The sequence below is a fragment of the Mucilaginibacter xinganensis genome, assembly GCF_002257585.1.
In the GTDB taxonomy this organism is placed as follows: Bacteria; Bacteroidota; Bacteroidia; order Sphingobacteriales; family Sphingobacteriaceae; genus Mucilaginibacter; species Mucilaginibacter xinganensis.
In genome coordinates this window covers 2092760-2105792 of sequence record NZ_CP022743.1, presented here as the reverse complement: position 1 = coordinate 2105792, position 13033 = coordinate 2092760, and the positions used below count along the sequence as shown (strand labels likewise).

11 protein-coding genes are annotated in these 13033 nt (G+C 39.9%); 1 reads left to right on the top strand and 10 read right to left on the bottom strand.

What is annotated here, in order from left to right; genetic code table 11:
• Positions 1 to 3: 3 nt before the first annotated feature.
• The gene (locus MuYL_RS09120; RefSeq protein WP_094570264.1) at positions 4 to 1563 is read left to right on the top strand and encodes a glycosyltransferase family 39 protein; all 1560 of its coding nucleotides are present in this window, start codon (positions 4 to 6) and stop codon (positions 1561 to 1563) included.
• Positions 1564 to 1585: 22 nt separating this feature from the next.
• On the opposite strand, the gene MuYL_RS09115 is transcribed toward MuYL_RS09120, so the two are convergent.
• The 10 genes from MuYL_RS09115 to MuYL_RS09070 form a co-directional block, all read right to left on the bottom strand.
• Positions 1586 to 3514, bottom strand: a complete 1929-nt coding sequence (locus MuYL_RS09115; RefSeq protein WP_094570263.1) for an LTA synthase family protein — start codon at positions 3512 to 3514, stop codon at positions 1586 to 1588.
• Positions 3515 to 3842: 328 nt separating this feature from the next.
• A complete protein-coding gene (locus tag MuYL_RS09110) occupies positions 3843 to 5201 on the bottom strand; it encodes a pyridoxal-phosphate dependent enzyme (protein ID WP_094570262.1) in 1359 nt (452 codons plus the stop codon).
• Positions 5202 to 5334: 133 nt separating this feature from the next.
• A complete protein-coding gene (locus MuYL_RS09105; RefSeq protein ID WP_094570261.1) occupies positions 5335 to 6198 on the bottom strand; it encodes an AMP nucleosidase in 864 nt (287 codons plus the stop codon).
• A gap of 188 nt (positions 6199 to 6386) precedes the next feature.
• Positions 6387 to 7625, bottom strand: a complete 1239-nt coding sequence (clpX, locus tag MuYL_RS09100; RefSeq protein ID WP_094570260.1) for an ATP-dependent Clp protease ATP-binding subunit ClpX — start codon at positions 7623 to 7625, stop codon at positions 6387 to 6389.
• Positions 7626 to 7740: 115 nt separating this feature from the next.
• Positions 7741 to 8448 (bottom strand): ATP-dependent Clp endopeptidase proteolytic subunit ClpP, encoded by a 708-nt coding sequence (clpP, locus tag MuYL_RS09095; RefSeq protein WP_094570259.1) that lies wholly within the window; start codon positions 8446 to 8448, stop codon positions 7741 to 7743.
• Between the two features lie 219 nt (positions 8449 to 8667).
• Positions 8668 to 10017, bottom strand: coding sequence for a trigger factor (gene tig, locus MuYL_RS09090; RefSeq protein ID WP_094570258.1), 1350 nt, complete (start codon positions 10015 to 10017; stop codon positions 8668 to 8670).
• A gap of 152 nt (positions 10018 to 10169) precedes the next feature.
• Positions 10170 to 11165, bottom strand: a complete 996-nt coding sequence (locus MuYL_RS09085; RefSeq protein ID WP_094570257.1) for a c-type cytochrome — start codon at positions 11163 to 11165, stop codon at positions 10170 to 10172.
• A gap of 130 nt (positions 11166 to 11295) precedes the next feature.
• Entirely contained in the window at positions 11296 to 12015 is a 720-nt protein-coding gene (locus MuYL_RS09080; RefSeq protein ID WP_094570256.1) for a head GIN domain-containing protein, read from the bottom strand.
• A gap of 128 nt (positions 12016 to 12143) precedes the next feature.
• The gene (locus MuYL_RS09075) at positions 12144 to 12326 is read right to left on the bottom strand and encodes a hypothetical protein (protein WP_094570255.1); all 183 of its coding nucleotides are present in this window, start codon (positions 12324 to 12326) and stop codon (positions 12144 to 12146) included.
• A 17-nt stretch (positions 12327 to 12343) separates the two neighbouring features.
• Complete coding sequence (locus MuYL_RS09070; RefSeq protein WP_094570254.1) at positions 12344 to 12754, bottom strand: GIN domain-containing protein; 411 nt, start codon at positions 12752 to 12754, stop codon at positions 12344 to 12346.
• Positions 12755 to 13033: the final 279 nt, after the last annotated feature.

Genomic DNA, 13033 nt, shown 5'->3' with positions numbered 1-13033 from the left:
ATTATGCCCTACCAAAACCGGAGATCAACATATGCTACTTTTATACTGATCTTTGTTGCTGTTAAAGTTGGATTAAATTTACTGGCGATATCGCACTTCGGTTTTCACCGCGACGAACTCCTGCACCTTGTATTGGCAGATCATTTGGACTGGGGATACAAAGAAGTTCCACCATTTATAGCTTTAGTGGCCAAAGCAAGTTCTTTATTATTTGGCGACTCGGTTTTTGCTGCCCGCATTTTCCCTACTATCGGCAGCGGGTTTATCATTTGGTTTACAGGTTTAATAACGGTTGAACTGGGCGGCCGCAAATTTGCCATAGCGCTCGCATGCCTCGCCATGATCTTTTCGCCGGCATTCGCCGCCAGCGGATACCTTTTTCAACCGGTAGTTTTTGACCAGCTATGGTGGGTAATGACGGTTTGGCTACTTACAAAGTACTGCAACACATCATCTGTTAAATATTTGTATTTTCTTGGTGCTGTGGTAGGTTTAGGTTTGTTAACTAAATACACCATGGCCTTTTTTACGTTTGCCTTAATTATCGGCCTGGTATTCAGCAAAAACCGTAAGCTATTGCTAAACAGGCATATTATTGGCGCTGCAATTTTAGCATTATTTATTTTTTCACCTAATTTAATCTGGCAGTTTCAGCATCACTTACCCGTGATCACCCACATGAAAACTTTGCGGGAGGAACAACTCGATTTCATTAAACCATCTGACTTTATTACGCAGCAGCTATTGGTAAACGGGGTTGCGCTGTTTGTGTGGCTAACCGGCTTTGTATTCCTGCTGTTTTCATTCAGGCTCCATAAATTCCAATTCCTTGCAGTGGCATTTGTTTTAATATTTGCCTTTTTATTAATAATGAATGGTAAAAACTACTACTTATTCGGCGCCTACCCTATACTGTTTGCGGCCGGTGGTTTTGGTTTTGAGCGTTGGTTAAAAACCAGCGGTTATGCTTTGCGCGGTTTGGTAATTGCAGTTTTCACCGTTCCAAACCTTTTGCTATTCCCTTTGGTGTTGCCTGTTTTATCCTTAAACCAAACGCTGTCCGTATTTAACTTCGCTCACAAAAGCCTCCATTTTTTAAGTTTTGCCACAACCTGGGAAGACCATAAACAACACGCTACCACGCAAGATTATGCCGATATGTTTGGCTGGGATGAGATGACGGCCGGCGTAGCTAAAGTTTGGAATACCTTAACGCCAGAGCAGCAAAAACACACTCAAATTTTTGCCGATAACTACGGAGAAGCCGGGGCAATACATCATTTTGGCAAACAGTATAATTTACCCGAAGTAATTTCGCTCAACAGTAGCTTTACCTTGTGGGCACCTGATAACCTGAATGGACAGTATATTATTTATGTTGATGACCGCGGTGGGAAAAATATCGAATCGTTTAAATCTTCCGTGGAAGCCTATCAAAAATTTGGCGAGGTTAAAAACCCGCTGGCTGTGGAAAAGGGAACAGGAATCTTCCTTATTATTCATCCAGGACCAGGCTTAAACGACAGGTATAAAAAGGAATTAGCAAAAAAAAGGATGGAGTGATCCTATCATTCGGTTAAAATATCTAAGGGTTCAACTTATTGTTTACAATCCTGTTCATATAGTCCTGTATAAGTGCCTTACAATCCATCATACCTTTATTCATTTCAGGGTTAAATCCATCTTCCACCAGGTTTTTTTCAAGGGCTTTATCAGCAATATTAAATATCCCGGTAATCCTTTTCCTATCAAATAAATAAATATAATTTCCCTGCATAAACTGGTACAAGTTACCGGGAGAATTAATTACCCTTGGCGTTTCATCTGGCAAATTAGAAATCAGGCTCCTGCCCCATGATCTGAAAGGTTTATGATAGCCCGCCAGGTCAACCAGCGATGGATATATGTCCAGTTGAGAAGCGAGATCTGTTCTTACCCCTCTTAACCCGTAAGCTTTATTGGCACTGTAAAACAAGATAGGATCAGCAAAACGATTGATAGCCTTACTGTATTCGGGATAATATGTTTGGCTGGTATGGTCGGCCGTGATGACAAAAATCGTATTGCTGAACCACGGCTGGGTTTTCGCATAGTTAAAAAAACACCTCAAAGCGTTATCTGCGTATTGCACACACTTGTCAATAGCGAGCGGCCCCCCTTTAAACCGGGATTTATACTTATCAGGAATTTGAAAAGGATCGTGAGAGGACAGGGTAAACATAGTTGCCATAAATGGCTGTCTTTGGGCTCCTAACGTTTTACCCATAAACTTCAAAAATGGCTCGTCCCAAATCCCCCACATCCCGTCAAAATCCGATTCGTTGTTATATTCTGTTCTGCCATAGTAATTTTTAAAACCTAAAATGCTTGCAAATCCCTGGAAACCCATAGAACCATTGGCAGCTCCATGAAAAAATGAGGTTTGATACCCCATGCTATCGCAAATAGACACGATAGACTGAATTTTTTGCTTGGCATAGGGCGACGATGTGAACGCAGCCTGGAAAGATGGAATGCCCGCCAAAACAGAGGACATAGCATGGATTGATTGACGCCCGTTTGCATAAGCATTTGTAAATATTAAACTACTATCAGACAAAGAATCCAGGAAAGGCGTGTACGACTTAAAATTGGGGATAACTGTATTTCTGTTCATGCTGCCCCAATACTCCCTTGCCATGCTCTCCAATATGATTATAACAATATTAGGGCGGCCTCCAGGAGTACCGTTATACTGTTTTAAAGGCTTAATATTTGTATTGATATAATTTTCTGTTGTCCAGTGTTCTGCTTTAAAATTATTGCTTTTAAGCGTTCTGAAAATTGCGAACGGGGTATTGAGGATAATATCGCCCTGGTTTGGGATCGTTACATGTTTGTAAGCGTCAACCATATTAATTGGCCTCGTACTGTGCCTAAAGTCGCCTCGTACACCTCCAATCATCAAAGCAAGTATAACCAGTACGGCAACTATAGAAGATGAATAGTAAACTCTTAAACTTTTTACCGGAACGTGTTTAACTTTTACACGATAATACAACCATCCCCAGGCGAGACAGCACAGTATAAACAGAAAAATTACATACCAGTATGTCCAGGTAAAATGTTCAAATAGCGCTTTTTTGTTAGTCTCGTCAGAAAGTAAATCAAGTGTCGCTTTGGTTGACCGGACCTGGCTAAAACGATAATAAATGATATCAACAAAGTTGGTTGCTAAAGCCAGGAAATTGGTAACAAAATATAGTATTGCCAACCCCTTTTGATACCCGGGCCTCGTATTGACGGTTAGTGGCAGAATGCTTAGTATAATAAACAAGCTATTAATGTACAACAAAGCGGTGGTATCGAAGGCTATGCCGTAATAATAGAGCCTTGCTAATTTAGCAAAGCTATCTACAGCAAAGAGATTGGTATTGAACGAGAAAAACAAAACCCTGCTGATAAAATAAAACAGGTATCCTAAAAATATCCTGAAAAAAAGCGTCTTATATTCATCAAGTCGAAAGGTTACCATCTTAAATATCATATATGCATACACGGGCTATCCTGACCGGCAAGTAGTGATAAGGTTCTTCTGTGGAAAGCGCCATTATTAATAAAACATTAATAAAATGTTAAATTAAAACACTAAAATACTAAAAGCTATTTTTCTGAAATACGTTTTCAACAAACAATCGCAAAAATGACATCAGGATAATTATTGCATAACTGATAAGTTATCTATTGAAATTGTAAGGCGATTTTATTTATGGATTGCGGGGGTGATATAAAGATTGATTTAAATGTAAAAAGATGTTTTGCTTTGGCAAAACATCTTTTTCTGTGGCCTGTATTATTACAGACTAGCCAGATATAGCATTGATAATATCGTATTGGGTAATGATCTCTATCTGCCCGTTATCTTCGACCAATACAGCAATATTATCTTTATTGATCATGGCCGAGATCTTGTCTATCGAAGTATTCAGATCGACAAACGGGAAAGGACTTGTAGTGATGTTTTTTATAGGCTGAGACTTAATGGAAGGGTTTTCAATCAGCGAATTTAAAATATCACTCTCCGTAATTTTACCAATCACCATACCTTTTTGAGTGACAGGAATTTGCGAAATATTAAGTGATTTTATAGTATTGATAGCTTCCAGTACAGATTTTTCGCAATCAATGGTAACTATTTGCTGGTTATCCTTTTTTTGGATAATATCCCGTGCTGTTAATTTACCGTCTTTTAGAAATCCGCGGTCGCGCAGCCAGTCCTCATTATACATTTTACCAAGGTACCGGGTTCCGTGATCAGGGAATATAACCACCACAACATCACTTTCTTTAAAGCGGTCTTTCATTTGCAGGACACCTGCTATGGCCGATCCTGTAGAGTTGCCTGCAAATATACCCTCCTTACGTGCAATTTCACGGGTCATTAAAGCGGCATCCTTATCTGTTACTTTTTCAAAATGATCAATCAGGTTAAAATCCACGTTTTTTGGTAAAAAGTCTTCACCGATACCTTCTGTAATATACGGGTAGATTTCATTCTTATCCATAATGCCCGTTTCCTTGTATTTTTTAAATACGGAACCATAAGTATCAATCCCCAATACCTGGATAGCCGGGTTTTTCTCCTTTAAATACCTTGCAATACCCGAGATGGTCCCCCCAGTGCCCACTCCAGCCACCAGATGGGTGATCTTTCCTTCAGTTTGCTCCCAGATTTCCGGCCCCGTTGACTCATAATGCGCCTGCGAATTTGATAAATTATCATATTGATTTGGCTTCCATGAATTTGGCACCTCGCGCTCCAGGCGTGATGAAACGGAGTAATAAGAGCGGGAATCTTCCGGGTCAACATTGGTAGGGCAAACGATTACTTCTGCACCAAAAGCACGCAAGGCATCAAATTTTTCTTTTGACTGTTTATCCGTACTTGTGAAAATGCATTTGTACCCTTTTATAACGGCAGCTATTGCAAGCCCCATCCCCGTATTACCGGATGTTCCTTCAATGATAGTTCCGCCCGGTTTAAGTTTACCGCTTTTTTCAGCGTCTTCAATCATCTTGAGCGCCATCCTGTCTTTAATTGAATTACCGGGATTGGTAGTTTCAATTTTAGCCAGAATAGTTCCCGGGATGTCTTTGGTTACTTTATTCAATCTAACCATTGGCGTGTTGCCAACGGTCTCTAATATATTATTGTACCACATAATTTAAAAGTCTACTAGTTTACTATACAAACTGGTTCAGGCTCAAAATTAGCTTTCTTAAATGATATATTTTGTTCAATTTCAGAAATCCCGGTCACTTATTTTTATATCGTCAGCCGCTCATCTGATCCACTTAGAAGATCAAGTGCTTAACCGTTAAACCGTTATTTATTAATTGCTTTAACGACTCAATGCCTATATGCAGGTGTGTTTCAACAAATTGCTCTGTCACACTCGAGTCGCTTTCAGCGGTTTTAACCCCTTCAGGGATCATTGGCTGATCAGACACCAGCAACAATGCGCCGGTGGGGATTTTGTTGGCAAAACCCGTTGTAAACACAGTAGCTGTTTCCATATCAACCGCCATTGCTCTCAATTTCTTTAAATATTTTTTAAACTCCTTGTCATGCTCCCAAACGCGGCGGTTGGTGGTATAACAGGTGCCGGTAAAATAATCGCGGCCATAATCACGTATAGTGGTCGAAATTGCTTTCTGCAAGGCAAATGCGGGTAACGCCGGCACCTCCGCGGGTAAGTAGTCGTTTGAAGTCCCTTCGCCCCTTATAGCCGCTATAGGTAAAATCAAATCCCCTACGTTATTTTTCTTTTTTAAACCACCACATTTTCCTAAAAAAATAACAGCTTTAGGTTTTATCGCAGTCAGCAAGTCCATTATCGTGGCTGCAACAGAGCTTCCCATGCCAAAATTTATAATCGTTATGCCATTAGCAGTTACGCTTTGCATAGGCTTGTCCAGCCCTAAGATCTGGGCGTTATCGTTCCATTGCGAAAATAGCTGAATGTATTTGGAAAAGTTGGTCAGAATAATATACTGCCCAAAATCAGCCAAAGGCCTACCCGTATATCGTGGCAGCCAGTTGGTAACAATTCCCTCTTTGGTTTTTAGTCCGGGGGTAATAGGGGTAAATACTTCTTTTACTTTTTTTCCGGCTTTTAATGGCTGTTGATCCTTCTTAACATCTAGTTCTTCGTTCATACTGTTCAATTTTATTTACACATCATCTTAAACTTCTTTTAACACCTTGGGCAAACTCGTAACTCTTATCACGGGCCTTACCGGGGTTATTTAAATGGTTTAGTACATCTTTTATTATACAACAAACCCCGGCGCAAGCCAGGGTTTGTTTATTGTCTTAAATATAAGTACACGTTGTATGCTTATTGTTAAGCCACTTTTAATTTTTTTAAATCGGCTTTTTCAAATTTCTCATGCGCATAATCAAGCGTTACGTTCAATCGTTTTATGTCTTTTTTAGACGGAAACTCAAACATGGCGTCGATCATTATCGCCTCACATATTGACCGCAGCCCACGTGCACCCAACTTAAACTCCACTGCCTTATCCACAATAAAATCAAGCACTTCGGTATCAAATTCAAGCTTAACCCCTTCGTACTCAAATAATTTTTTATACTGTTTCAACAATGAATTTTTTGGCTCGGTTAAAATATTATGTAATGCCTCGCGGTCTAACGGATTTAAATAAGTAAGCACCGGTAAACGGCCAATTAATTCGGGTATAAGCCCAAATGACTTTAAATCCTGCGGGGTTATATACTTATAAAGGTTTTTAAGATCTATCTCGTTATCGTCCCGTTTCATTTTATAGCCCACTGTTTGGGTGCGTAAACGATTAGCTATCTTCCGGTCGATCCCATCAAATGCGCCGCCGCATATAAAGAGGATATTGTTCGTATTAACGGTGATCATTTTTTGATCGGGGTGTTTACGTCCGCCCTGTGGCGGCACGTTAACATTTGTACCTTCCAATATTTTAAGCAGGGCCTGCTGTACGCCTTCGCCGGATACATCCCGTGTTATTGACGCATTGTCGCTTTTACGAGCAATCTTATCAACCTCATCAATGTAAACTATACCGCGTTCGGCAGTTGCCACGTCATAATCGGCCGATTGTAGTAAACGCGTAAGGATACTTTCAACGTCCTCACCTACATAACCGGCTTCGGTTAATACGGTTGCATCGCAAATACAAAAGGGGACATTCAAGATCTTGGCAAGTGTTTTTGCAAGCAGAGTTTTGCCGGTTCCGGTTTCGCCTACCATTATAATGTTTGATTTTTCAATCTCCACATCATCTTTTTCTACGCGCTGATTTAAACGCTTATAGTGGTTATAAACAGCGACAGCTAATATCTTTTTCGCATCATCCTGGCCAATAACATACTGATCAAGGTGACTTTTTATTTCGGCTGGTTTTAAAACTGAAGGGGCTGCAGGCGACGTTTTTACCTTGCGTACTTTTAACTCTTCGGCCAGGATCTCATTTGCCTGGTTAACACATTTATCACAGATATGCGCATCCAAACCTGCTATCAGCATCAGGGAGTCCTGTTTACCTGCACCACAAAACGAACACCTGATCTCCTTGCTGTTTTTATTCATCTGGTTTACTTTTCTTATTCAAATTTAATTAAAAAAGTCGGAATTAGTTAATCAGAGATTGGAGACCAGTTTTTTCTAAAAAACCACTGGTGTCCAGTCTCTGAACGCTAATCACTTATTTCTTCGGGTTATTTCCCCTTAAAATTTCATCTACCATACCAAATTCTTTAGCTTCTTCAGCTATCATCCAATGGTCACGATCTGACGCATCCCAAACTTTCTCATAAGATGTACCGCTATGGTCAGCAATGATCTGGTACAATTCTTTCTTCAATTTGGTAATCTCGTGATAGGTAATTTCAATATCAGACTGCTGGCCCTGGGCACCGCCTGAGGGTTGATGAATCATCACCCTTGCGTGCGGTAGCGCAGCTCTTTTACCTGCAGCACCGGCGCATAACAATACGGCGCCCATTGAAGCTGCCATACCTGTACAAATTGTAGCTACATCATTTGAGATAAATTGCATCGTATCGTAAATTCCCAAACCTGCATAAACTGAACCACCAGGTGAATTGATATAAATCTGGATATCGCGTTTTGCATCAGCCGATTGAAGGAAAAGCAATTGAGCCTGAATAATGTTTGCAATATTTTCATAAATCGCATCACCCAGGAAAATGATACGGTCCATCATTAAACGTGAAAACACGTCCATCTGCGCAACGTTAAGCTGACGTTCCTCAATAATATAGGGCGTCATGCCTGTCGGGATCTGGCTTGCGTCAACCCGTGAAATAAATTTATCTACATAAATGCTGTTAATGCGGTGGTGCTTAACAGCATATTTCCGGAACTCATTCTTATCAATGTTACTGCTCATGATTTTTTTTTGTTAAATGTGCGGGTTTTAATCGCGATAAATATAGTTGTTACTTAAATACAATTGTTACCAGAAAGTTTGTTAAAAGTAAATTTATTTGATGGAGAAAAACCGATAAGGAAAAAACAAGGAATAACAACGAGTTCTAACAGATACAAAAAGTCCGAAAGCAGCACATAGCTTACTTTCGGACTCAAACTGAATTCAAAGAATTTCCGTTTACTTGGCAAAAAGCCCGGTAAATTCAGTATAAGTTATTTCTTTTGGCTCCAACGTAACAACACTTTTTATGTATTCAAATACTTTCAATGCCTTAACATCTTCAAATATTTTGTTAGCATTCTCCCTATTCTGCAAATATTGAACTGCGTATTGCCCCAGTTGCTCTTCGTCAATTCCCTGCCCGTACATTTGGAACTGCTGGCCTAAACGGGCTTTAGCTAATTCAAAAACTTCTTCATATTTGATCTCGATGCTGTTTTGTTTCAGCACCTTGTTCTCAATAAGCGTCCATTTAAGATTTTTTGCAAAATCATTGTAGCCGCCTTCAAGCTCTTCAGGGGTAAGTTTTTCGTTAGTTGCTTTTAACCACCGTTTCAAAAATTCATCAGGCAATTCAAACTGAACTTTATCCAAACCATATTGGAAGATATCTTCCTGCAGTTTGCGTTCTGAATCCTGCTGCATCATGGTTTCTATTTCTGTTGTTATTTTAGCCTTGAACTCCTCCTCGGTAGTCACGGTACCTTCACCAAATAATTTGTCAAAGAACTCCTGGTTCAGATCACTTTCTTCCAAACGATTAACATTTTTTACAGTTAAGCGAAAGTTCGATTTCAGATCTGCTGCTGTTTCTTCCTCAATTTTCAATAATCCAGCAACCTTGGCTGCGTCGTTATCAAAAGCCTTCTGAATATCCAGTATTAATTCATCTCCCTTTTTCAGACCGATCAATGATGCTTTTATAGCTTCATCTTTTATCTGGTCTAAACGTACAGATGCTGTATTGGTAATCCCGTCCTCAAAAACAGAACCATCCGGAGAAAGTTGCACTAAATCTGAATAAAGCACATCATCTTCTGCCGATACGTCAGGATTTGTCATTTTGCCATAGCTCCTGCGAATGTTTTTTATCCTCGCTGCCAGCGTTTCCTCATCAACCTTTATAACGTATTGCGTTAATTTATCCTTGGCTGAAAAATCAACGCCAAAGTCAGGTGCAAGACCGAGTTCGTAATTGAACTCAAAATTATCAGCAAAATCCCAGTTATATTCTTTTTCGTCGCCGGTTTTTGGAAGCGGCTGACCCAAAACTTCCAGCTTTTCGTCCTCTAAATATTTATTTAAAGTATCAGACAGCATGTTGTTGATCTCATCAACCAAAATACTTTTACCGTACATCTTTTTTATATGCGATGCAGGCACCATGCCGGGACGAAACCCAGGTATTTTGGCTTTTTTTGCCTGATCCTTAATTGCTTTATCAACACGTGGCTGATAATCTTCGGGATTGATATTGATTTTTACAACTGCATTCAGGTTATCAATCTTTTCCTGTGAAATATTCATTTTTTACCGGTATTTAAGCTTTACTTTATATGCAGGGCAACTTTGTATTACAGATGTAATAAAGCCCCTGCTTTTGGAGGGGCAAAGGTATAAAAAAAGTATGAAAGTTAGAAAAGCCGGCGATGCACGAAATAAATTCAGATAATAATTTATTAATTGCTTTTAGTCAGGGCAAAACTATTAACAGTGAACTTAATTACTTTATTACTAATTGGTTTCAGCGTCCTTAAATAGGCAAACATTGCTTTAAGATCATTTTCAGTTATCCTGCTGTAATCATACCAGGGCATTATAGTTTGAAAATCAGTTTCAGATATAGTGGCCGCTTTTGCAGGATCATTAAAGGATTTAAATCTTTGCAGAAATGATGCGCTCGTCCAGCGGCCAATTCCTGTTTCGGTATCAGGCGTAATATTGGCAGAACGGATGGTATTGTTACCTATTTTAAACTCGCGTCCTCCTGCGAAATCCATGCCGGGCACAGCCTTTCCTTTAACGTTTTTTGTGTGGCAATCCATACAGGCTGCGGCATTTACAAGATAAGCCCCGTATTTAATAGTATCTGCCGGGCTTGGGTTGATCCCCGGCACTGCCTTTTTAGGAAAGGTATGGACCAAGATATTTAAAGGAAAGTCATACGACGCCTTCGGGTAATTGGCTTCCACGGGTTTTAAGGTACGCAGGTATGCAATAATAGCATAAATATCTTCGCGGCTCATTTTTGAATAGGACGGCCAAGGCATTAAAGGAAAAATAGCAGAGCCATCTTTCCTGACCCCGGCGGTAATTGCGCGGAAGATCTCCCCGTCTGTCCATTCTTTTAAATTGAATGGAGTAATATTAGGGACGTGAACACTTCCGGGAAAATCAACCTTGCTGTCAAAAAGTTCGCCACCCTCTCCCAGCCTGCCGTCAACTATCGGCCCGGCAAATTTGGACCAATCCCGTTGCGAATGGCAATCAGTACAAAGGGACACGTGATTCGCAAGATATTCACCCCTGGCTATTTTTTCGTTAGTTAGCGTAACCCGGATGTCATCAGGTTCGCCAACATTGGGCAGCGCTAATGTGATATAGGATATGGCTATCACAACTGTTAATACTATCGCAATTACCGCAGATAATATTACTTTTTTAAGTTTTTTCATTTTATTGAGTGATTGGTTGATTAGGTTTAATCAAAGCAAATTAAGTTTTTTATTCGAAAAGGCTTATTAAAAGCATTATCACATCAACCTAATCAACCGCGCCTGTAATCAGCCCGCTCATTTTACAACCTCAATCTGCTTTTTCAATTGATGACGCTCCCGATTTGTCGTTTCTTATCGTAGGGTTACCACGGTATTTAACTGCAGATGCGCCGCTTGAGCGAACATTCAGGCTGTTTAAAACATTAACCTCACTGTGGCCTACGCCGGAGGTTTCAATATTGCAGGTGTTCACAACAAAATCAAAAGCATGGATTTTACCACTGCCGCTTAGGTCAATGCTGTGAGATGAGGCCTGGCCTTTTAAATTCACCTCGGTGACGCCGCTTCCTTTTGTAGAAACATTATTGGCAGTCAGATCCATTGTTATTTTAGTAGCCCCTGACAATTTAAAGCGAAGGTCATGCACGTTTATTTTGCCATCCGATTCAACCTCAACTGCTCCTGATGCTTTCAATCCTTCCAGTTCGCGTATGCCTATATTAACCGTCATTTCGCCGGTATTGCACATGTTCTTCTTGGTAAAAACTTTAAGCATATCGCCATTTATTTCTGTTCTGATATATTTAAGCAGGTTGTCATCAGCTGTGATTTTAACCGCATACGAGCTATCCTGCTTTAAAATAACCTTAAAGCCGCCCGAAATACTGATAGATTTAAAACTGCCAACCTTACGGTCCTCAGATTTTTGATTGCCAGAGCCATGAACACAACCGAGTTTGCACGATGCTATTCCGGCAATTGTGATGCCTGCGGTTAATGCCAATATTATTAAGTGAATCTTTTTCATTTTGTTGCTATGTGAGTGTTTTAAAGGCTTTTTGTTTGGACAATTGTCAGGTAGCTTAAGTTACATCAAAAATAATAAAAGCTACCGTATTGTGATAGCTTTTGTTTTTTGTAGTTCCTACAGTTATATTATAGATCCGCTAAATCAAACTCTTTAGCTGCGACCACTTTGGCTGGGGTTTGTTTTTTTGAGGAATGAAATGCAACCAGGTCTTTTTGGTCAACATTTTCATCGCGATCAATTTTGCAGTTATATTCAGTTACGGTGCCGCTCAGGCTTGCTTTTGCATTGTCATTTACAATCACGCTCACGCTAAAGGCCTCTAAGTTTAATTTAGCAGTAGCATTGTCGGCAGGTCAACATCAAATTCAATTTTAGAAATATTACCAAATGATTTTATCTGTGCGTTATCAAATGCAGAGATTGCGCGAAGGTCATTTGCAGTAACCCAAACCACCAATTTTTCTGCTTTATATGAAGCGATGCTCAATACGCCGTTTTTGCTTTTAACCAATGCGCTTTCGCTGTAATATTTATTATAAACTTTAACCTGATCGGTCGCACCGTCGCTAACGTAAAGTTCAACATTGCCGCGCACCTCTATTTTATTGATCGCGCTGATGTCGGTTAATACAGTGTAGTTATCATCAGCATTTTTTGCAGTTCCTGCGAAGGTTGAATTTGTTACTCCGAATGCTACAACGAGCACTGCGAAGAAAGTTATGATTTGAGTTTTCATGATGGTTATATTTTGATTGTCAAGTAATTATATTTTAAATACACCTATATGACGATCACAGGTAAAGAACGTTACAGCAATATGGCCCCTATTAGGTATAGTGGTGGTTTTTCCCGGTAAAGCCGGAAAATTAGTCGGTGAAAACGCGTAGAAATTTATGGTTTTAAACCAGGCATTGCCAGCGGAAGACCGTCTTTGGGGTGATTAAACTTTGGTTACCCCAAAATTGAACTACCACCATTATAAAGTAAGTGGAACAGCAGCTTTTAGTTAAAGCGG

What these genes read in the sequence shown, in the direction of transcription:
- MuYL_RS09120 (WP_094570264.1), top strand. Translation starts at nt 4, where the DNA reads ATGCCCTACCAAAACCGGAGATCAACATATGCTACTTTTATACTGATC.
- MuYL_RS09115 (WP_094570263.1), bottom strand. Translation starts at nt 3,514, where the DNA reads ATGGTAACCTTTCGACTTGATGAATATAAGACGCTTTTTTTCAGGATA.
- MuYL_RS09110 (WP_094570262.1), bottom strand. Translation starts at nt 5,201, where the DNA reads ATGTGGTACAATAATATATTAGAGACCGTTGGCAACACGCCAATGGTT.
- MuYL_RS09105 (WP_094570261.1), bottom strand. Translation starts at nt 6,198, where the DNA reads ATGAACGAAGAACTAGATGTTAAGAAGGATCAACAGCCATTAAAAGCC.
- clpX (WP_094570260.1), bottom strand. Translation starts at nt 7,625, where the DNA reads ATGAATAAAAACAGCAAGGAGATCAGGTGTTCGTTTTGTGGTGCAGGT.
- clpP (WP_094570259.1), bottom strand. Translation starts at nt 8,448, where the DNA reads ATGAGCAGTAACATTGATAAGAATGAGTTCCGGAAATATGCTGTTAAG.
- tig (WP_094570258.1), bottom strand. Translation starts at nt 10,017, where the DNA reads ATGAATATTTCACAGGAAAAGATTGATAACCTGAATGCAGTTGTAAAA.
- MuYL_RS09085 (WP_094570257.1), bottom strand. Translation starts at nt 11,165, where the DNA reads ATGAAAAAACTTAAAAAAGTAATATTATCTGCGGTAATTGCGATAGTA.
- MuYL_RS09080 (WP_094570256.1), bottom strand. Translation starts at nt 12,015, where the DNA reads ATGAAAAAGATTCACTTAATAATATTGGCATTAACCGCAGGCATCACA.
- MuYL_RS09070 (WP_094570254.1), bottom strand. Translation starts at nt 12,754, where the DNA reads ATGAAAACTCAAATCATAACTTTCTTCGCAGTGCTCGTTGTAGCATTC.